At 69.5% G+C, this 19,256-nt stretch carries 20 protein-coding genes; 6 read left to right on the forward strand and 14 right to left on the reverse strand.

Features of this window, described 5'->3' with window-relative positions; genetic code table 11:
* Nucleotides 1-57 precede the first annotated feature (57 nt).
* The 4 genes from KIH27_RS16375 to KIH27_RS16390 are packed head-to-tail and all read left to right on the forward strand — an operon-like array spanning nucleotide 58 to nucleotide 3,912.
* Complete coding sequence (locus KIH27_RS16375) at nucleotides 58-696, forward strand: TetR/AcrR family transcriptional regulator (RefSeq protein WP_214094020.1); 639 nt, start codon at nucleotides 58-60, stop codon at nucleotides 694-696.
* Nucleotides 686-1,591: an ABC transporter ATP-binding protein gene (locus KIH27_RS16380; RefSeq protein WP_214094021.1), complete on the forward strand. Its 906-nt coding sequence runs from the start codon at nucleotides 686-688 to the stop codon at nucleotides 1,589-1,591. The genes KIH27_RS16375 and KIH27_RS16380 overlap by 11 nt, the downstream gene beginning before the upstream one ends.
* Nucleotides 1,588-3,228, forward strand: a complete 1,641-nt coding sequence (locus KIH27_RS16385; RefSeq protein ID WP_214094022.1) for an ABC transporter permease — start codon at nucleotides 1,588-1,590, stop codon at nucleotides 3,226-3,228. The genes KIH27_RS16380 and KIH27_RS16385 overlap by 4 nt, the downstream gene beginning before the upstream one ends.
* 9 nt (nucleotides 3,229-3,237) lie before the next feature.
* Nucleotides 3,238-3,912 (forward strand): methyltransferase family protein, encoded by a 675-nt coding sequence (locus KIH27_RS16390; RefSeq protein ID WP_214094023.1) that lies wholly within the window; start codon nucleotides 3,238-3,240, stop codon nucleotides 3,910-3,912.
* Between the two features lie 12 nt (nucleotides 3,913-3,924).
* Here the strand turns inward: KIH27_RS16390 and glgC are convergent, their stop codons facing one another.
* The 9 genes from glgC to log form a co-directional block, all read right to left on the reverse strand.
* Nucleotides 3,925-5,139, reverse strand: coding sequence for a glucose-1-phosphate adenylyltransferase (glgC, locus tag KIH27_RS16395; RefSeq protein WP_214094024.1), 1,215 nt, complete (start codon nucleotides 5,137-5,139; stop codon nucleotides 3,925-3,927).
* Between the two features lie 99 nt (nucleotides 5,140-5,238).
* Nucleotides 5,239-5,406 (reverse strand): DUF3117 domain-containing protein, encoded by a 168-nt coding sequence (locus KIH27_RS16400; protein ID WP_003406247.1) that lies wholly within the window; start codon nucleotides 5,404-5,406, stop codon nucleotides 5,239-5,241.
* Between the two features lie 160 nt (nucleotides 5,407-5,566).
* Complete coding sequence (locus tag KIH27_RS16405; protein WP_214094025.1) at nucleotides 5,567-6,172, reverse strand: DNA-3-methyladenine glycosylase I; 606 nt, start codon at nucleotides 6,170-6,172, stop codon at nucleotides 5,567-5,569.
* Nucleotides 6,172-6,477 (reverse strand): DivIVA domain-containing protein, encoded by a 306-nt coding sequence (locus KIH27_RS16410; RefSeq protein WP_214094026.1) that lies wholly within the window; start codon nucleotides 6,475-6,477, stop codon nucleotides 6,172-6,174. Before KIH27_RS16410 ends, KIH27_RS16405 begins: the two co-directional genes overlap by 1 nt.
* Nucleotides 6,478-6,519: 42 nt before the next feature.
* Nucleotides 6,520-7,467, reverse strand: a complete 948-nt coding sequence (locus tag KIH27_RS16415; RefSeq protein ID WP_214094027.1) for a glucosyl-3-phosphoglycerate synthase — start codon at nucleotides 7,465-7,467, stop codon at nucleotides 6,520-6,522.
* A gap of 61 nt (nucleotides 7,468-7,528) precedes the next feature.
* Nucleotides 7,529-8,353 (reverse strand): dihydropteroate synthase, encoded by an 825-nt coding sequence (gene folP / locus KIH27_RS16420; RefSeq protein WP_214094042.1) that lies wholly within the window; start codon nucleotides 8,351-8,353, stop codon nucleotides 7,529-7,531.
* Between the two features lie 93 nt (nucleotides 8,354-8,446).
* Nucleotides 8,447-9,430 (reverse strand): beta-ketoacyl-ACP synthase III, encoded by a 984-nt coding sequence (locus KIH27_RS16425; protein WP_307856907.1) that lies wholly within the window; start codon nucleotides 9,428-9,430, stop codon nucleotides 8,447-8,449.
* 75 nt (nucleotides 9,431-9,505) lie between these two features.
* The gene (gene fadD6 / locus KIH27_RS16430; protein WP_214094028.1) at nucleotides 9,506-11,284 is read right to left on the reverse strand and encodes a long-chain-acyl-CoA synthetase FadD6; all 1,779 of its coding nucleotides are present in this window, start codon (nucleotides 11,282-11,284) and stop codon (nucleotides 9,506-9,508) included.
* Between the two features lie 33 nt (nucleotides 11,285-11,317).
* Complete coding sequence (gene log / locus KIH27_RS16435) at nucleotides 11,318-11,866, reverse strand: cytokinin riboside 5'-monophosphate phosphoribohydrolase (protein WP_214094029.1); 549 nt, start codon at nucleotides 11,864-11,866, stop codon at nucleotides 11,318-11,320.
* Nucleotides 11,867-11,913: 47 nt separating this feature from the next.
* Here log and KIH27_RS16440 point away from each other — a divergent pair, with 47 nt between their 5' ends.
* Nucleotides 11,914-14,031 carry an AAA family ATPase gene (locus KIH27_RS16440; protein WP_214094030.1) on the forward strand — a complete coding sequence of 706 codons (2,118 nt, stop codon included), beginning with the start codon at nucleotides 11,914-11,916 and terminating at the stop codon, nucleotides 14,029-14,031.
* 50 nt (nucleotides 14,032-14,081) lie between these two features.
* Here KIH27_RS16440 and KIH27_RS16445 read toward each other — a convergent pair whose 3' ends face one another.
* The 5 genes from KIH27_RS16445 to dapE all read right to left on the reverse strand — a co-directional run bounded on the left by KIH27_RS16445 (nucleotide 14,082) and on the right by dapE (nucleotide 18,217).
* Complete coding sequence (locus tag KIH27_RS16445; RefSeq protein WP_214094044.1) at nucleotides 14,082-14,282, reverse strand: hypothetical protein; 201 nt, start codon at nucleotides 14,280-14,282, stop codon at nucleotides 14,082-14,084.
* A gap of 326 nt (nucleotides 14,283-14,608) precedes the next feature.
* Nucleotides 14,609-15,151, reverse strand: a complete 543-nt coding sequence (locus tag KIH27_RS16450; protein ID WP_214094031.1) for a hypothetical protein — start codon at nucleotides 15,149-15,151, stop codon at nucleotides 14,609-14,611.
* 12 nt (nucleotides 15,152-15,163) lie between these two features.
* Entirely contained in the window at nucleotides 15,164-16,720 is a 1,557-nt protein-coding gene (locus KIH27_RS16455) for a hypothetical protein (protein WP_214094032.1), read from the reverse strand.
* A 3-nt stretch (nucleotides 16,721-16,723) separates the two neighbouring features.
* The gene (locus KIH27_RS16460; RefSeq protein WP_214094033.1) at nucleotides 16,724-17,086 is read right to left on the reverse strand and encodes a hypothetical protein; all 363 of its coding nucleotides are present in this window, start codon (nucleotides 17,084-17,086) and stop codon (nucleotides 16,724-16,726) included.
* Between the two features lie 54 nt (nucleotides 17,087-17,140).
* Nucleotides 17,141-18,217 (reverse strand): succinyl-diaminopimelate desuccinylase, encoded by a 1,077-nt coding sequence (dapE, locus tag KIH27_RS16465; protein WP_214094034.1) that lies wholly within the window; start codon nucleotides 18,215-18,217, stop codon nucleotides 17,141-17,143.
* Between the two features lie 27 nt (nucleotides 18,218-18,244).
* Here dapE and dapD point away from each other — a divergent pair, with 27 nt between their 5' ends.
* A complete protein-coding gene (gene dapD, locus KIH27_RS16470) occupies nucleotides 18,245-19,189 on the forward strand; it encodes a 2,3,4,5-tetrahydropyridine-2,6-dicarboxylate N-succinyltransferase (RefSeq protein WP_214094035.1) in 945 nt (314 codons plus the stop codon).
* The last annotated feature ends 67 nt before the right edge of the window (nucleotides 19,190-19,256 follow it).

Consider the following 19,256-nt stretch of genomic DNA (forward strand, 5'->3'; position numbering starts at 1 on the left):
GCGACGGTCAAACCCGATCATTGACAGCGTACTGAACATGCGTTTAACGTATTGAACGTGCGTTCAGAGGACTTGACCGCAACCGCCCGGATCCGCGACGCGGCCATCGACCAGTTCGGCCGGCACGGCTTTCGCGTCGGGGTGCGGGCCATCGCCGAAGCCGCCGGGGTGAGCCCGGCCCTGGTGATCCACCACTTCGGCTCCAAGGCCGGCCTGCGCAAGTCCTGCGACGACTTCATCGCCGAGGAGATCCGCTCCGGCAAGTCCGAGGCGATGCGGTCGGCCGACCCGGGGACCTGGTTCGCGCAGATGGCCGAGATCGAGAGCTACGCCCCGCTGATGACCTACCTGGTGCGCAGCATGCAGGAGGGCGGTGACCTGGCCCAGACCCTGTGGCGCCGGATGATCGACAACGCCGAGGGATACCTCGACGAGGGGGTGCGCTCGGGCACGCTCAAACCCAGTCGCGATCCGAAGGCTCGGGCGCGGTATCTGGCGATCACCGGCGGCGGGGGGTTCCTGCTGTATCTGCAGTTGCACGACAACCCCGCCGACCTGCGCGCCGTTCTGCGCGACTACGCCCGCGACATGGTGCTGCCGGCCCTGGAGCTCTACACCGAGGGCCTGCTGGCAGACCGCACCATGTACGACGCGTTCCTGACCCGAGCCGAGCAGGAGGACCCCGATGCGACCTGAAGGCAACCGCTTGGTCATCGACATCCGCTCGCTGACAAAACATTTCGGTGAGGTCAGGGCTCTCGACGGCCTCGATCTGACGGTGCACGAGGGCGAGGTACATGGCTTCCTCGGCCCCAACGGTGCCGGCAAGTCGACGACGATCCGCATCCTGCTGGGCATGGCCAGGGCGACCGGTGGGACCGCTCGGCTCTTCGGGCGCGACCCGTGGGACGAAGCCGTCGATCTGCATCGGTACCTCGCCTACGTTCCCGGTGACGTCACGCTGTGGCCGAACCTCACCGGCGGCGAGATCATCGACCTGCTGGCCCGGATGCGCGGTGGCGCCGACGAACCCCGGCGTGCCGAACTGATCGAACGTTTCGATCTCGACCCGCACAAGAAGGCCCGCACCTATTCGAAAGGCAACCGGCAGAAGGTCGCGCTGATCTCCGCGTTCTCCTCCCAGGCTCGTCTGCTGCTGCTCGACGAACCGAGCAGCGGCCTGGATCCGTTGATGGAGAACGTCTTCCAGCAATGCGTCGCCGAAGCTCAGCAGCGCGGCGCCACGGTGCTGCTGTCCAGTCACATCCTCGCCGAGACCGAGGCGCTGTGTCAGCGCATCACGATCATCCGGGCCGGTCGCACCGTGGAGAGCGGATCACTGGATTCGATGCGTCACCTCAGCCGAACCTCGATCAGAGCCGAGATGCTCCGTGACCCCGGCGATCTGCGGCGTATCCCCGGCGTCTACGACGTGCGCTTCGATCGCAACGTCATGCACGCCCAGGTCGACCGGGCCGGTCTCGGTGAGTTGATCCGGGTGCTCGGGGCGGCCGGCGTGGCCAGCCTGACCAGTCAGCCGCCGACGCTGGAGGAACTCTTCCTGCGCCACTACGACACCGCACGCGTATGACCACCGCGGCGCTGGCGCGGCGCCCGGCCTACCGGTTGCCCGCACCGAACCCGGATTTCGTCGGCACCCTGAACCTGCTGCGGTTGTACCTGCGCCGCGACCGGGTGATCCTGCCGCTCTGGGTGCTGTTGCTGTCGGTGCCCCTGGCAAGTGTCTACATCGGCGGCATCGAGAAGATCTACCCCACGCAGGCGGACCGGTCAGAGCTCGCGGCGTCGATCATGGCCAGCCCGGCGCAGCGCGCCGTGTACGGGCAGGTCTACAACGACACCCTCGGTGCGGTCGGCATCTGGAAGGCCGGGATGTTCCACCTGCTGATCGCGGTCGCGGTCATTCTCACCGTGATCCGTCACACCCGCGCCGACGAGGAGGCCGGGCGGGCGGAGCTGATCGACTCCGCCGCGATCGGTCGGTGCGCGAATCTGACTGCGGCGCTGCTGTTGTCGATGGGGGCATCGATCGCCACCGGAGCGGTCGGTGCGGCGGGCCTGCTCGGCACCACCGTCCCGCCCGCCGGATCGGCGGCGTTCGGGGCGGCCCTGGCCGGTTCCGGCCTGGTGTTCAGTGCCGTCGCAGCGGTCGCGGCGCAGCTGTCGGCGAGTTCCCGGGTCGCCCGCGGCACCGCGTTCACGGTGCTGGCGGCGGCCTTCACGCTGCGCGCCGTCGGCGATGCCGGTTCCGGCGCACTGTCGTGGCTGTCTCCGCTGGGCTGGTCGCTGCAGGTGCGGCCGTACGCCGGCGACCGCTGGTGGGTGCTGGTGCTGCATCTGACGGCGACGGCCGTGCTGACCGCGGCCGCCTACCGGCTGCTGGCCCGGCGCGACGTCGGCGACGGCCTGATCGCCGAGCGCCCCGGCCCCGGCACGGCGGCGCCCGCGCTGCGGGGCGTGTTCGGGCTGGCCTGGCGGTTGGACCGCGGGACGGCGCTGCTGTGGACGATCGGCTTGTGCGTGTACGGCCTGCTGATCGGCAGCGTGGTGCACGGCATCGGCGGTGAACTGGGCGGCGGCACCGCGGCCCGCGACATCGTCGCCCGGCTGGGCGGCACCGACGCACTGGAGCAGGCTTTCATCGCGGTCGCGTTCGCGATGCTCGGCATGGTGAGCGCGGCGTTTGCGGTGTCGCTCACGCTGCGGGCCCACCAGGAGGAGACCGCGCAGCACATCGAGGTGGCGCTGGCCGGTTCGGTGGGGCGAATCCGCTGGCTGACAAGCCATCTGGTGATCGCCCTCGGCGGCTCGGCTGCAGCGCTGTTGCTCGCGGGCCTGGTGGCCGGACTGGTCTACGGGGTCGCTGCCGGGGACGTCGGCGGCACCCTGCCGACGGTGCTGGGCAGTGCCGCGGTGCAGGTGCCGGCGATGTGGCTGTCGGCGGCGATGACGGTCGCACTGTTCGGCGTGCTACCCCGGTTCACCGCGGCGGTATGGGCGGTGCTGGTGGGCTTCGTCGCGGTATATCTGCTCGGTTCGCTGTCGGGGTTCCCGCAGTGGTTGCTCGATCTGGAGCCGTTCGCGCACGTCCCACTGGTCGGCGCCGGCGATTTCCACGCCGCACCGCTGCTGTGGCTGCTGACGATCGACGTCGTCCTGATCGCGGTGGGCGCCTGCGCTTTCCGCGGCCGCGACATCCGCAGCTAGGAGGAACCGATGAAAGTCGTTGTCAAGGGGGCACTCTCGGCGATTCTGGGGCTGGCATTCTTCGCCGTGCTGATCTTTCCACCGGCCGGCACGTTCGACTACTGGCAGGCATGGGTGTTCCTTGCGGTGTTCGCGATCTCGACGTGGATTCCCAGCGTCTACCTGATGCGGCACAACCCCGCCGCACTGGAACGCCGGATGCGAGTGGGGCCGCAGGCCGAAACGCGCACGGTGCAGCGCGTCGTGATCGCCGTGATCTTCGTCTGCTTCCCGGCCATGTTCGTCGTCAGCGCCCTTGATCACCGCTTCGGCTGGTCCACGGTTCCCGACGCGGCCTGCCTGGCCGGTGACGCCCTGGTGGCGATCGGACTGGGCACCACGATGCTGGTGGTGATCCAAAACGGTTACGCCGCAGCAAACGTCGTCATCGAAGAGGGGCAGAGACTGGTGTCGACGGGCCTGTACGCGCTGGTGCGGCACCCCATGTACACCGGCAGTGTCGTGCTGATGGCGGGGATCCCGCTCGCGCTCGGCTCCCTCTGGGGACTGCTGTTCCTCATTCCCGGCGTGCTCGTGCTCGTCGTGCGGATCGGCGATGAGGAGGCGCTGCTCAACGCGGAGTTAGCCGGCTACCCCGAGTACACCCGCAAGGTGCGCTACCGCCTGCTGCCAGGGGCGTGGTGATCCCAAGCGGCGTCAGATCCAGACGCCCTTGCCGACCGCGACCACACCGCCGGGGCTGATCGCGAACCGGTCCCGGTCGCGCTCCAAGTCAACGCCGATCATCTCCCCCGGCCCGACGACGACGTTCTTGTCCAGGATCGCGCGCCGCACCACCGCGCCGCGGCCCACCCGGGTCCCGGGCATCAGCACGCTGTCCTCCACGATGGCGCCGTCGTCGATCATCACGTTCGACGACAGCACCGAGTTGCGCACCGACCCGGCCGAGATGACGCTGCCCGCGCCCACCACCGACTCCTGCGCGGAACCGCCGTTGACGAACTTCGCCGGCGCCAGGTTCTCGGTGGCGCCGTGGATCGGCCAGCGCTTGTTGTACAGGTTGAAGATCGGGCGTGGGGAGACCAGGTCCATGTGCGCGTCGTAGAACGCGTCCAGGGTTCCCACGTCGCGCCAGTACCCGCGGTCGCGTTCGGTGGCGCCGGGCACCTCGTTGTCGGTGAAGTCGTAGACCGCCGCCATCCCGTCGGCGACCATACGCGGCATGATGTTGCCGCCCATGTCGTGCTCGGAGTGGTCGTCGTCGGCGTCGGCCCGGATCGCGTCGACGAGCACCTTGGTGGTGAAGACGTAGTTGCCCATCGAGACGTAGGTGCTGTCCGGATCCCCCGGGGCTCCGGGCGGATTGGTCGGCTTCTCCACGAAACTGCGGATCCGGCCGGACTCGTCGGCGTCGATGCAGCCGAACGATGACGCCTCGCTGCGCGGAACCCGCACCCCGGCCACCGTCGCACCGGCGCCGCTGTCGATGTGGAACTGCACCATCTGCTCGGGGTCCATCCGGTACACGTGGTCGGCGCCGAACACCACGATGTAGTCCGGGTCCTCGTCGAAGATCAGGTTCAGCGACTGATAGACGGCGTCAGCGGACCCGGTGTACCAGCGCGGCCCGAGGCGCTGCTGGGCGGGCACCGAGGTGATGTACTCCCCGGCCAGCCCGCTCAGCCGCCAATTCTGCGAGATGTGCTTGTCCAGCGAATGCGACTTGTACTGGGTCAGCACGCAGATCCGCAGATAGCGTGCGTTCACCAGGTTGGACAGCACGAAGTCGATCAGCCGGTAGGCGCCCCCGAACGGGACCGCGGGCTTGGCCCGGTCTGCGGTGAGCGGGTGCAACCGCTTGCCTTCCCCGCCGGCCAGGACGATGCCCAGCACGTGCGGCGCTTCCCTCATAGCCCAAACCTATCGGCCGCCCCCGACGTCTGCCAGTACGACGCGGCATTCTCCGCGATCTGACAGGTTGCCCGCCGACGGCCCGCGATGCGCCCGGATCTAGCTGGTGACGCCTTTGAGTTCGTCACCGAGCGCCGCGGCCTCATCGGGGGTCAGCTCGACGACCAGTCGGCCACCGCCTTCCAGCGGTACCCGCATCACGATGCCGCGCCCCTCCTTAGTCGCTTCCAGAGGACCGTCGCCGGTCCGGGGCTTCATCGCCGCCATCGAGTGCTCCCTCCAGGTTCTAGCCCGTGGGCTGTCGCGCCCATGATCTGCACCGGGTCTGCACCGCGGTCGCAGCATCCGGCGTCGAACTGCAAATTCACTCCGCTATTCTCCCCCATCGGCGCCGTATCGCGTAGGTGACCCGATTCCAGGAAGCATTTTAGTGGATTGCGGGTGCCACCGGCGGCACCCAGCAGCCCTGCAGGTGATCGTCGACCATCCCGGTGGCCTGCATCAGCGCATACGCGGTGGTCGGACCCACAAACCGAAAGCCGCGGCGTTTCAACTCGCGGGCCATCGCCGCCGACTCTCGCGTGGTTGCCGGAATATCCGACATGGCGGCCGGCCGGGACCGCGGACCCGGCGCGAACGACCACAGTAATTCGGTCAGATCGGTGGCCCCCAGCGCCTCGGTCGCCCGCGCGTTGGCGATCGTCGCCTCGATCTTCGCCCGGTTGCGCACGATGCCCGCATCGGCCATCAACCGGGCCACGTCGGCGTCGGTGTAGCGCGCGACGGTGGGGATGTCGAAGCCGGCGAACGCGCGCCGGAAGTTGTCCCGCTTGCGCAGGATCACCAGCCACGACAGGCCGCTCTGGAAGGCCTCCAGGCTGATCCGCTCGAACAGACCGGCCCGGTCGCGCACCGGCCGGCCCCACTCGTGGTCGTGGTAGTCGCGATAGAGCAGGCAGTCCGCACCCTGGTAGATCCCCTCCCAGCCGCACCGGACCAGGCCGTCATCGGAGGGTTCGGGCGTCGCCGTCATCACGCCTCCGATGCGCCGCTCACGGTGGTCAGGGCGTCGAGTTGCCCCCGCAGCAGGTCGATCTCGGCGCTCAGCCGGTCCAGCACCCAGTCCACCTCGCTGGTCTTGTAGCCGCGCAGCACCTGCGCGAACTTGACCGCGTCGACGTCGGCGCCGGTGACCCCGGAGGCCGGCAGCATGGTCGCCGTCGTCGCCCGCGGCAGCGGCGGCAGTTGCTCACCGCGGCCGAACAGCATGCTGGCGAGCCCGAACAGCAGCAGGGCCGTGAGGGTCAGCACGACGAGATACAGCAGCACCAGTGTCACGGCTTCGATAGTGCCTCATCGGCGGCCGCCCCGGGTGGCCGGTCAGCGCTGGCGCAGGGTGTTCATCGGCGGCCGGTCGACCAGCGACAGCGGCGTGGTGTGCGGCAGGTAGTCCAGACCGTCCGGGCCGTCAGCGAAGAACTGGGTCAGCCCGGCCCCGGAGTCCGGCACCCCGCAGCGCGACAGCAGGGTCGCGACGACCTGGCGGCTCATCACCGCCAGTTCCGACAGCGGACGGTTGCGGTGCGCCCGGACACCCAGGTTGACCTGGGCGATCGCGTCCAGCCCCAGTCGATCGTAGGTGTCGATCAGCAGCCCGATCTCGACGCCGTAGCCCGGCGCGAACGGCACCGACGCCAGCAGTTCGCGGCTGCCCGCGTACTCACCGCCCAGCGGTTGCAGCACCGCACCCAGTTCCGGCCGCAGCGCCGCCAGCAGGGGGCGCGCCACCAGTTCGGTGACCCGGCCGCCGCCGTTGGCGTCCTCGGTGCCGTTGACCTTCAGCGGCCGACGGTAGAACCCCTTGACCAGGTGGACGCCGTCGCCGGTGAGCAGCGGACCGACCAGGTTCGGGACGAACATCGGGTCGGGGTCGATCAGGTCGGAGTCGATGAACACCACGATGTCACCGCTGGTCGCCGCCAGCGACCGCCACAGCGCCTCGCCCTTGCCGGGCTGCGGCTCGACTTCAGGCACCGCCTGCTCCCGGCTGACCACCCGGGCGCCGGCCGCGATCGAGCGGATCTCGGTGTCGTCGGTGGAGCCGGAGTCCAGCACGATCAGCTCGTCGACCAGGCCGCCGACCAGCCCGGTGATGCTGTCGATGACCGACCCGATGGTCGCCTGCTCGTTCAGCGCCGGCAGCACCACCGAGACGGTGCGGCCGGTTTCGGCCTTGGCGGCCAGCAGTTCGGCGACCGTCCAGTCCGGACGGCTCCAGGTCCGGCCGGCCAGCCGGGTGTCGCCCAGTCCTGCGAACAGGTCGGTCATAGTTGCCACTCTCTCCCGCGCACGGGTGCTGCCTGCGCAGCGTCTGCGTCGTCGCCGGCGGTCATGCCAGCCCCCTTATTGTGCGCGCCGGCGTCCGAGTGCCCTGGATCGAGGCCACCATCTCCAGCACGCGACGGGTCTGGGCGACCTCGTGGACCCGGAACATCCGGGCCCCGGCCGCCGCCGCCAGCGCGGTCGCCGCCAGCGTCCCCTCCAGGCGTTCGGTCAGACCCACCCCCAGAGTCTCCCCGATGAAATCCTTGTTGGAGAGCGCCATCAGCACCGGCCACCCGGTGGCGACCAGATCCTGCGTGTGTCGTAGCAACGCTAACCCGTGATGGGTGTTCTTGCCGAAATCGTGGGTGGGGTCGATCAGCACCTTCTCCCGTGCGACGCCGGCGGCCACCGCCCGTTCGGCGGCGGCGGTGACCTCAGCGATCACGTCGTCGACCACGCCACGCACGCTGGTCCCGTAGCTCACCCGGAACGGGCGGGTGCGTGGGGCGGCGCCGCCGGTGTGCGAGCAGACCAGACCGGCGCCGCACGCCGCCGCCACCGCCGGCACGTCCGGGTCGACGCCGCCCCAGGTGTCGTTGATCAGGTCCGCCCCGGCCGCGCAGGCCCGCTCGGCCACCTCGGCGCGCCAGGTGTCGACGCTGATCACCACGTTCGGGTAGGCGCCGCGCAGCCAGTCGATGAACGGCACCACCCGGGCGGTCTCGGTGGCGGCGTCGACGGTCTCCCCCGGCCCGGCTTTCACCCCGCCGACGTCGATGACGTCGGCGCCGTCGGCCACCGCGGCGTGCACCGCCGCCATCGCCGCCTCGTCACCGAAGGTGGCGCCGGCGTCGTAGAACGAGTCCGGGGTGCGGTTGACGATCGCCATGATCAGCGCGCGGTCGGGCGCCACCGGACGGCCGCAGAAGGTGGACTGCACCGTTCTATGGTGCCCGGTGCGGGCCCGGTCGGCAGGATCGGCTCAACCGGCTGCCGCCGGCAATGTGACGACCTGTGCCGCGTAGCTCAGCCCGGCACCGTAGCCCAGCAGCAGCGCCAGGTCACCGGGCTGGGCGGCGCCGGTCGACAGCAGTTCCGCCATTGCCAGTGGGATCGACGCGGCAGAGGTGTTTCCGGTGTGGGCGATGTCGTCGGCGACCACGACGTGCGGCCCGAGGCCCAGGTTCTTGGCCAGCAGTTCGTTGATCCGGCCGTTGGCCTGGTGCGGTACGAACGCGCTCAGCTGGTCGGGGCCGATCTGTGCCGCGGCCAGCGCCTGCGATCCGACGCGCCCCATCTCGAAGGCCGCCCACCGGAACACAGCGGAACCCTCCAGCCGAAGGAACGGGCGAGCCCCGGCGGGTTTGCCGGTGTAGTCGATCCAGTCGATGTCCTGGCGGATGGCGTCGCTCTGTTCGCCGTCGCTGCCCCAGATCGTCGGCCAGATGCCGCGCTCGGCCGACGCACCCACCACCACCGCCCCGGCCCCGTCGCCGAAGATGAAGCAGTTACCCCGGTCGGTCATGTCCAGCGTCGGCGAGAGCTTCTCCGAACCGATCACCAGTACCGTGCCGACGCTGCCGGCCCGGACCAGATCGGCGGCGATGCCGAGTGCGTAACCGAAGCCCGCACAGCCGGCATTGACGTCGAAGGCCGGCACCCCACCGGCGCCGAGCGCGGATGCAACCGTCGGCGCCGCGGCGGGGGTCTGCACGAAATGCGTGCTGGTGGCGACGATCACCGCTCCGATATCGGATGCGGCGAGCCCGGCGCTGTCGACGGCCCGCCGCCCGGCCTCGATCGCCATCGACGCGGCGGACTCGTCGTCACCGGCGAACCGGCGGGTCTTGATCCCGGTCCGCGCGTAGATCCACTCGTCGGAGGAGTCGATGGTCGCGCAGATCTCGTCGTTGGTGACGACCCGATCGGGCCGGTAGGCCCCGACGCTGAGCAAGGCGGCTTCCACGGGGTTCGACGGTACCCTAAAAATAAGAAATATAAGTGCCCGTTGCAAGTCGATGGAACCGCCGAGAGTGGCGCGCTACCCCCGCGGTCGCTTACCGTCGGCCACTTCCGCCGGATAGTCGGCGTAGTAGGGCACGTACCCCTCGTCGCGCCCGGACAGCACGTACAGCGGGTCGGTCACCTCGGCCCCGTAGGCCTGCTCGCGCAGTTCCACCTTGCGGCTCTTGAACGTCGTGGTGTGCTCCAGCGACTCCACCAGCCGGACGAACAGCGGCACCGCGTACGACGGCAGCTGGTCGTAGACGGTGTGCGCCAGCGCAGCCCCGTCGAACGTCGCGCCGTCGTGCAGTTTGATCGCGGCCATCCCGGCCCGCCCACCGGTCTGCGGCACCTCGACGCCGTAGACGGCGCACTCCTCGACCGCACCGTCGGCGCCGACCGCCGCCTCCACCTGGGTGGTGGCGACGTTCTCGCCCTTCCACCGGAAGGTGTCGCCGAGCCGGTCGGCGAACGCGGCGTGCCCCAGGCCCTGCGGGCTCATCAGGTCACCGGTGTTGAACCAGCAGTCGCCGTCCTTGAACGCGTTGCGCACCAGTTTCTTCTCGGTGGCTGCCGGGTCGGTGTAGCCGTCGAACGGGGAGAACCGGTTCACCGGGCTCAGCAGCAGTCCGGGTTGCCCGGCCGGCACCCGCCGCACCCAGCCGTCCGGCCCGCGCAGCGGCAGCCCGCTGTCCGGGTCGTACTCCACGTAGGCCAGCGGCAGCGGGTAGACCCCGGCGCTGCGCGGCACGTTGAACACGTTGAGGAAGGCGGCGTTGCCCTCGCTGGCGCCGTAGAACTCGCAGATCCGCTTGATGCCGAACCGGGCGCTGAACTCGTCCCAGATCTCCGGGCGCAGGCCGTTGCCGCAGATCACCCGCACCTTATGCGCCCGGTCGGTCGGCTTGGGCGGCTGGTTGAGCAGATACCGGCAGACCTCGCCGATGTAGACGAACGCGGTCGCGTCGTAGGAGATCACCTCGTCCCAGAACCGCGACGCCGAGAACGAGCGGCCCAGCGCCAGCGTCGCACCCGCGTTCAGCACCGACGACACCGCGACGGTCAGCGCGTTGTTGTGGTACAGCGGCAGGCAGCAGTACAGCGTGTCGTCGCCGTGCAGACGCAAACCCAGCCCGCCGAACGCGGCGAGCGCCCGCAGCCACCGGTAGTGGGTCATCACGCTGGCCTTCGGGTAGCCGGTGGTGCCCGAGGTGAAGATGTAGAACGCGGCGTCCTTGGCCAGCACTGCCTGCACCGACGCCGGGTTGCCCGCGGGCGCGGTCTCGGCCAGCCGCTCAATGTCCTCGATGCTGGCCGGTTCGTTGGGGGCGCCGCTGTCGGTGACGGCACTAATCAGATCCGACTCGACGACCAGCAGTTTCGCGTCCAGCAGGCCGAGGCTGTGCGCCAGCACGTCACCGCGCTGGTGGTAGTTGACCATGCCGGCGACCGCCCCGCACTTGGCGACGGCCAGCATCATCAGCACCGCGTTGGGCGAGTTGCGCAGCATGATCCCGACGACGTCGCCGTGCCCGATGCCGCGGGTGGCGAGCACCGCGGCGTAGCGGTTGACGGTGGTGTTGGCCTCGGCGTACGTCAATTGCGTCGCGCCGAACTTCAGGAACACCCGGTCGCCGAACTTCCCGGCCCGGTCCTGGAACACCTTGCCGATCGACGCCGCCGAATCGGGCCGAGCCAGGAACCCGGTGCGCACGCCCCGCAGAATCGCAGGCGCGTCGGCGAGCACCCCCGGCAGTCGGGTCACGATATCGGCGATCCGCACCGTGGTGGCGGCGCCGGAGTTGTGATCGGACACGCTTTCCCCTCGCTTCGTGTGGTGGCCGCCAGCCTAGTGCGGGGCGCAGTCGCGCAGCGCGGCGTCCACGTCCGCGGTCACCAGCAGCCGGTCCATCGCTGCCTGCGGCACGTAACCGGGACCCACCAGAGTCTGCAGCCAGGTCCGCAGTCCGTCGTAGTGCCCGGCCGGGTCGAGCAGCACCACCGGCTTGTCATGCATGCCGAGGTAGCCCGCGGTCCACGCCTCGAACAGCTCCTCCAGCGTGCCGATGCCGCCCGGCAGTGCCAGGAACGCGTCCGAGCGGTCCTCCATCACCTGTTTGCGCTCCCGCATGGTGTCGGTGACGATCAGTTCGTCGGCGTCGACGTCGGCCAGCTCCCGGTGCATCAGCAGTTTGGGGATCACTCCGACGGTCCGGCCGCCGCGAGCCCGCGCCGCCGACGCCACCGCCCCCATCGCCGAGACGTTGCCGCCACCCCACACCAGCGTCCAGCCCCGCTCCGCGATCGCCAATCCGACCCGCGCGGCCAGGTCGAGCAGGCCGGGATCGGTCGGACCCGACGCGCAGTACACACACACCGCCCATTCCGTCGATCGCACAACCGAAAGGCTAACCGGCTGACGGTCCGGACCGTAAAATCGCGGCGATGCCGATGCGGTGGAACGTCCCGGATCACGCGGCGGTGCTGGCCCGGTTGGTCGACGCCCTCGACGGGGCGAAACCGGGTGCGGTGGTCCTCGGACCCGACGGCTGCGGCAAATCCACCCTGGCCCGGCTGGCTGCCGAACGCCGCGCCGTCGAACACCCGAAGACCCGACTCCGCTGGGTGATCGGCACCCCCGCCGAGCGGGGCGTGCCGTTCGGCGCGTTCAGCCACCTGGTGCGGGTCGCCGACGTGGGCAAGCCGGCCGCGCTGCTGCTGGCGGCCCGGGCATCGCTCGGCGACGACCTGCTGCTGGTTGTCGACGACGCACACCATCTGGATGTGCTGTCGGCGACGCTGGTCTACCAGTTGGCGCTGGCCGGTACGGCCCGGCTGATCGTCACCGCCGACGCCGCCGCCACGGAGGTTCCGGAGGCGGTTCGCGCACTGTGGGGCGATGGCCTGCTGGTGCGCCTGGACATCACGGCAGCCGTGCCGACCAGCCCGGACCGGGTCGATAAGTTCCTGGCCGACTTGCCGGCCGGCGCCCGGTCGGCGTTGGACTACCTGGCGGTGCAGGAACCGCTGCCGCTGACCGTCCTGACCTCTTTGACCGACGACGACGCCGTCACCCGGGCCGAGGAACTCGGGGTACTGGAGATCCGCACGCGCGGCGGCAGCGGACCGGATCCGGTGGTGTACACCGCGCACCCGCTGTTCGCCGACCGGGCCCGGCTCGCACTCGGCGATGGCGGTACCCGCCGGTTGCGCACCGAGGTGGTCCGGCGGCTTTCCGGGGAGTCCGGCGGAAACGTCGGCGACGAGTTGCGACTGGCGGCGCTGGCGATCGACAGCGACACCCCACAACCGGTCGAGGCGGTGACGGCCGCCGCGCAGCAGGCGCTGCGGCTGGGCGATCTGGCGCTGTGCGAACGGTTGGCGCGCAGTGCCGTGACACGGTCGGCGGGCCTGCCGGCGCGGCTGGTGCTGGCGCACGCCCTGGCCTGGCAGGGCCGCGGCCGCGACGCCGACGCCGTGCTGTCGGACGTGGACCCGGCGGCACTGTCGGAGCCTGAGTTGATGGCGTGGGCGTTGCCGCGGGCGGCGAATCAGTTCTTCATGCTCGGCGAACCCGAACGGGCCACCGCGTTCCTGCGGGGCACCCGCGACCGGGTCAGCGGCACCGGCCCGCGGACCACCCTGGACGCGCTGGGGGCGACGTTCGCGATGAACACCGGCAACCTCGACGCCGCCGTCGACTTGGCGGAGCAGGTGCTGGCCGACCCGGCGGCCGACGACACGGCCATGGCCTGGGCGGGCAGCGCCGCCGCGCTGTGCGCGGCACGGGCCGGCCGGTTCGCCGACGTCGGGCCGCTGGTGCGCCGGGCGCAGGACGCCGAGCATCCGGGCCTGCTGCGGTTCACCCTCGGGCTGGCCGAGCTCACCGTGCTGCTGGCCGACGGGCAGCTGACCGCGGCACAGCAGCTCGCGCAAGGGTTCACCGACTTCGCGGAGCTGCAGCAGCCGGGCCGGGCGATCGGCGAGGTGCTGGTAGCGCGGGTGCTGATCGCCGCCGGGGCGTTCGAGGAGGCGACGGCGCTGCTGGAACCGGCGGCGGCCGCCCTGGAGCGCACCGGGTATTCGTGGGGACCGCTAGCGCTGATGCTGCTGACCACGGCGCTGGCCCGCCGGGGTGACGTCGCTGCGACGGCGAAGGCGTTCAGCCGGGCGGAATCTCGGCACGGCACCAAGTCGGCGCTGTTCGCCCCGGAGTTGGGGATGGCACGGGCCTGGCGGCTGGCCGGAGCGCGCGACCCGCACGGCGCGGTGACCGCGGCCCGCGACGCCGCCCGGATGGCCGAGCGCGGCGGGCAGTGGGCCACGGCACTGTCCGCCTGGCATGTTGCGGTGCGACTCGGCGACGCCCGGGCGGTCGACCCGCTGACCCGGCTCGGCGCGGTGGCCGACTGCGCGGTCGGCCGGCTGGCGCTGGCGCACGCCCGGGCCCTGGCCGACAGCGACGCCGCGGGGTTGCGGGCGGTGGCCGACGAGTTCACCGCTATCGGGATGGCCGCCGCGGCCGAGGATGCACTGGGGCAGGCGCAGCGCTGCGGCGGGTGACCGTCCGGGTCTCCTCGGATGCGAAGACGAGACCGCGGCCGCTCAGGGCGTCACACGTGCGGCAGCCAGCCAGAACCCTTGGGAGACAGGACGAAACCGCGTCCCTGCGGGTCTTTACACGCGGTGGTTCCGGCGTCGTCGACGCCGCAGATGACGCCACCGAGGGCGATGGAGTGAAACGGCGGGAGGGTCTTGATCGGCTGGTCGTGGATGGTGTCGCTCGTACCGAGCGAACCCCCGCTGGGATGCACCGGACCGTCCGTACCAATCGAATTGACGCGCGGCGTACCGCCGGATGTTGCAGCTGCCGGCGGAATGCTTGGAAGGTTGTTTCCAGCGCACGCAGCAACCCGAACCCTCCACCACGGTACAGACGACGCCGCCGGGGGCGAGGAAATACGTTCCGGACGATCGGATTCCCGGTGTGTCGTAGCTGATTAGGTAATCACCGGCGTTGACCGATGTATAGCTGCCGATGTCGGGGAACGGTGGCGAGTCGGCGTGGGCGTTGCAAGCACCAACAAGCACGGCGGCGGCGAAGGCCCCGACTGCGGCGACTCGTTGCGCAGCCGTCATCTCAGAACGCCCATGTCTTCTCCGGCGAGATGACGAAGCCGTGATCGCCGTCGATGCACGCGGTTCGGTCACCCTGGTCTTGAACGCAGGTCATGGAACCGTAGGTGACCTTCTGCCCAGGAAGCAGTTCGTGACCGGGCAGGGCAGTATCGCTGCTGGTGTACACGCCGCACTGTGATGGGCGTCGCGCTAACCAATTCGGCGCGACACCCACGAACGAACATCCGGTCTTGTCAGGCCCATCAATAGGCGCGTCTGCTGCACCGGGAATATCCCCCTGGCAAGACAAGGTCCGATTATCTTCGGCAATACCGACACCGCTGAACAAATATGAGCACGAGTAATGCTTGCTTGCAGGGTAGAAAACTACCGACCTCCAGCTTTTGTCCATGTGCATGAGCGTGTTCGGATCGACCGGCGTATAGCTATCGACGTTGGGAAATCCGGGAGGCGCAGCCTCGGCGGTGCATGCGCTCGTGATCATGAGCGCCGACGCGACTATGGCGACTGCGACTGAATGCATGCGGAATCCATGACGTTTCACGGTCGGTCCTTTCTAGGGCGCTGGGTGGTTGATCTGCACGTTGTATAGGAACGTCTGCGGAAAATAGTTCTCAAAATCTGCGGGTAGCTCAACACCCGGGGGTGGATCGACCTTGACATAGGAACTCACGCGAACGGTGACAGTCTCGGTTGAGCCGTTGACTACATCATTGACCACCGTAGCCCCGTAGGCAGGTGAGTAGTTCCAGGTTGACCCAGGTGGCACACCAGCGGGTAGAGGGGGCGACGTGGGGGGTGCGATGTTGTTGGCGATTGGGGCTTCGTTACGAACACCCGGGAGGGTTAAACCGTTCGAGTCCGCTGCGGTGAACGCCCTTACGCCGCCACCGTTGGTTGCATCAACGAGCATCACCCCGCCACCCTTGAGCGGGTAATACTGATTTTCACGGTCACCGCCACCTGGAATCAGCGTGCCCTGGGACGGAACGCGGTCGATCCAGTTACCAGGGTTGTTGGGATCAACAGGAACCGTCCACATTTTGCGGGGAGCACCAGCTTGCGCACCGTCGTTGCCGACGATGACCATCTGGCGCTCCTTCTCGTTGTAATACACACTCGCCTGAGACATCGGAAGCGTCCCGATGTGACGTGGGTTCGCAGGATCGCTGTAATCGAGCACCTCAGTGGTGGGCGTCGTGTACTGCTGATGCTGGAGGGGAACGTCTTTTTGGCCATAACCCGGAGTGCCAAAAGTGACGAGCGGTTTGCCATCCGGTCCAATACCAGAACCGGTCGGTAATCCTCTTCTCTGCCCATCGATCGGGTCGATAGGCAGCGGATAGTTGTTGGGTTTACCGTCCATGAGCGGCGGGGAGCTGTGCCCGTCGCCCGTGACCGTGTGATCCCACCCCGGATGGGTGACATCGAGGTCGGTCAGCGTCGTCTTCTGTTCGGGTGCTGGCGTTCCGCCTGGAGTCACACCCACGATTTCAGGTGCGGGCATCGCTGGCTTCACGTCATCGACCAGCGTCGCTGTCTGCGGGGTTCCCACTGCCCCCGCCCCGCCGTCGCCTTCTTCGGCGGGGAAGGCGAAGTTGTCCAGCCCTTGGGTTGCGGCGTTGAGGTCTCGGGACAGGTCGTTCTCGCCGTCGACCAGCCAGCCCACCCGGGCGTTGATGTAGTTCTCGTACTCTCGGGCTTCCGTTTGCCGCGCGAGGTACTCCTCCGGTGTCGCCCAATCGGTCTCCGTATCGGTGACCTGATAGTCCTCGGCGACGTCGAAACCACTGCTGCGGGTGTCATCGACAGTGCTGAGCAGCGACTGCCTGCTCGCCTCTTGCTGCCCTCGGCCGCGTTCGGCGATACCTGCGGCGTCGCGCAACTGTTCGGCGGGATCGCGCGCCCGCATCATGTCACCATCGGTGCGCCCCTGCGCGGCATCAGCGCCGGCACCGGTCCACTCGGTACCCCCCGGGCGCATGGACTGGTTGCGAACCTCGGTGAACGCCTGCTCCCAGCTGTCCGCGAGCTTCCGCCAGTTCGCCGCGTAGGTGCTCAGGTAGTCCCAGCGTGCGTTCTGCACCTCGGACAGGCTCGGCAGCGCGGACATCGGCTACCTCAGCACCGGGGTGGCCGATGGAACGGACGACAGCGTCGGCAAACCGCCCGCGCCGCCGTCACCACCGGCCGAGGTGAAGTCGGACTGCGACAGCTTCGCTGCGCTGTGGTCATCCTGGGTCTCGTAGCCGCTCGCCGCCAGGGCGAACTTGGTGGCGTTGGCCGTCAGTCGCGCCTTCAGCGTTGCAGTCACCTTCGTACCGCGTCCGGTGAGAGTGCTCGCTGTCGTCCCGCTGGACTGCCACGCCGCCGTCGCAACCGGGGCCGCCGGTGACACCGCGAGCCGGTCCGCCTGATCGGTGCAGCACCGCGACAGCACCCGCAGCCCAGCAACCGTGACCCTCAGCTCTTCTCCCACAGGCGAAATCGTAACGGAGCCACCGGGATACCCTCGTGGCGCACCGGCTGACCGTCAGCCTCCCAGGAACGCCCGCAGCAGCTCCGTCGTCGCCGTGATCTGCTCGACCGGCACCCGCTCGTCGACCTTGTGTGCCAGGTTGGGGTCGCCAGGGCCGTAGTTGACGGCCGGGATGCCGCGGGCGGCGAACCGGGACACGTCGGTCCAGCCGTACTTGGCCCGCACCCGGCCCCCGGCGGCGGCCACCAGGGTGGCCGCGGCGGGTGCACCCAGGCCGGGCAGTGCGCCGGCCGCGACGTCGGTCTGCTCGACGCGCACATCGAGCCCGTCGAACACGTCGTGAACGTGGGCAAGCGCCTGCGCGGGGTTGCGGTCCGGGGCGAACCGGAAGTTCACCGTGACCGCGGCCGCATCCGGGATGACGTTGCCGGCCACCCCGCCGTCGATGCGCACCGCGGACAGGCCCTCACGGTATTCGCAGCCGTCGATGTCCACCCGGCGCGGCTGATACTCGGCGAGCCGCTGCAGCACCGCCCCCAGTTTGTGAATGGCGTTGTCGCCCAACCAGGATCGTGCCGAGTGCGCCCGCACGCCGGCGGCGTGCACGACGACTCGCAGCGTGCCCTGGCAGCCGGCCTCGATGTAGCCGCCGGTCGGCTCCCCCAACACGGCGAGGTCGGCGTCGAGCCAGTCCGGCAGGTTGGCCTCGATGCGCCCGAGCCCGTTGGCGGACGCTTCGATCTCCTCGCAGTCGTAGAACACCAGCGTCAGGTCGTGGGCGGGGTCGGCGACGGTGGCGGCCAGGTGCAGGAACACCGCGTCCCCGGATTTCATGTCGACGGTGCCGCAGCCGTGCAGCACTGCGCCTTCATCACCCGTCGACCGGCGGCTGGGAACGTTGCCTGCCGCGGGCACGGTGTCCAGGTGCCCGGCGAGCAGCACTCGGGTGGGGCGGCCCAGCGCGGTGCGGGCCAGCACCGCGTTGCCGTCGCGGATGATCTCGAAGCCGCTGGTCTGTTCGCGCAGCGCCGCCTCGACCGCGTCGGCGATAACCGCTTCGTGTCGCGACTCGCTGGGGATGTCGACCAGCGCCGCGGTCAGTTCGATCGGGTCCCCGCGCAGATCCAGCACCCGCTCAGCCTAGTAGCGTGAGCGCCCATGACTGGAGCTTCGGGTATTGGAGTGGCGACGCTGGCCGCCGACGGAACGGTTCTCGACACCTGGTTCCCGGCTCCCGAACTGGGCGTGGCCGGTGAATCCGGCACCACCCGGCTGTCCGCCGCCGATGCCCCCGCCGAACTGGCCGCGTTGGCCGGCCGCGACGACGACCGCGGCACCGAGACCGTCGTCGTGCGCACCGTGATCGCCGACCTGGCCGACAAGGCCGTCGACGCCCACGACGCCTACCTGCGGCTGCACTTGCTGTCGCACCGGCTGGTGGCCCCACACGGGTTGAACGCCGACGGGCTGTTCGGCGTGCTGACCAACGTGGTCTGGACCAATCACGGCCCGTGCGCGGTCGACGGCTTCGAGACGGTGCGCGCCCGGCTGCGCCGCCGCGGTCAGGTCACCGTCTACGGGGTGGACAAGTTCCCCCGGATGGTCGACTACGTGCTACCGGCCGGGGTGCGGGTCGCCGACGCCGATCGGGTCCGGCTCGGGGCGCACCTGGCGGCCGGCACCACGGTGATGCACGAGGGGTTCGTGAACTTCAACGCCGGCACGCTGGGCACCTCGATGGTGGAGGGCCGCATCTCGGCCGGGGTGGTCGTCGGCGACGGCTCCGACGTCGGCGGCGGCGCGTCGATCATGGGCACGCTGTCCGGCGGCGGCACCGAGGTGATCGCGATCGGTGAGCGCTGCCTGCTGGGCGCGAACGCCGGGGTCGGTATCTCACTCGGCGACGACTGCGTGGTGGAGGCCGGGCTGTACGTCACCGCCGGCACCAAGGTCACGCTGCCCGACGGCGCGTCGGTGAAGGCGCGCGAACTGTCCGGCCGCGACAACCTGCTGTTCCGGCGGAACTCGGTGACCGGCGCGGTCGAGGTGGTGGCCCGCTCCGGTCAGGGCATCGCGCTCAACGAGGCGCTGCACGCCAACTGACCCCGTGACCGTGCAGAACTGACCACCCTCACCGGGCTGTTGCAAAATCGGTAGTTAGGTGAGCTAT

Origin of the sequence: Mycolicibacter acidiphilus, assembly GCF_018455725.1 — a bacterium.
Taxonomy (GTDB): Bacteria; Actinomycetota; Actinomycetes; order Mycobacteriales; family Mycobacteriaceae; genus Mycobacterium; species Mycobacterium acidiphilum.

Excerpts from the sequence above, each read along its gene's own strand:
- KIH27_RS16380 (WP_214094021.1), top strand. The coding sequence starts at position 686 with ATGCGACCTGAAGGCAACCGCTTGGTCATCGACATCCGCTCGCTGACA.
- glgC (WP_214094024.1), bottom strand. The coding sequence starts at position 5,139 with ATGAGGGAAGCGCCGCACGTGCTGGGCATCGTCCTGGCCGGCGGGGAA.
- dapD (WP_214094035.1), top strand. The coding sequence starts at position 18,245 with ATGACTGGAGCTTCGGGTATTGGAGTGGCGACGCTGGCCGCCGACGGA.
- KIH27_RS16405 (WP_214094025.1), bottom strand. The coding sequence starts at position 6,172 with ATGACGGCGACGCCCGAACCCTCCGATGACGGCCTGGTCCGGTGCGGC.
- KIH27_RS16400 (WP_003406247.1), bottom strand. The coding sequence starts at position 5,406 with ATGGCGGCGATGAAGCCCCGGACCGGCGACGGTCCTCTGGAAGCGACT.
- KIH27_RS16390 (WP_214094023.1), top strand. The coding sequence starts at position 3,238 with ATGAAAGTCGTTGTCAAGGGGGCACTCTCGGCGATTCTGGGGCTGGCA.
- KIH27_RS16440 (WP_214094030.1), top strand. The coding sequence starts at position 11,914 with ATGCCGATGCGGTGGAACGTCCCGGATCACGCGGCGGTGCTGGCCCGG.
- KIH27_RS16455 (WP_214094032.1), bottom strand. The coding sequence starts at position 16,720 with ATGTCCGCGCTGCCGAGCCTGTCCGAGGTGCAGAACGCACGCTGGGAC.
- KIH27_RS16415 (WP_214094027.1), bottom strand. The coding sequence starts at position 7,467 with ATGACCGACCTGTTCGCAGGACTGGGCGACACCCGGCTGGCCGGCCGG.
- folP (WP_214094042.1), bottom strand. The coding sequence starts at position 8,353 with ATGGCGATCGTCAACCGCACCCCGGACTCGTTCTACGACGCCGGCGCC.
- KIH27_RS16385 (WP_214094022.1), top strand. The coding sequence starts at position 1,588 with ATGACCACCGCGGCGCTGGCGCGGCGCCCGGCCTACCGGTTGCCCGCA.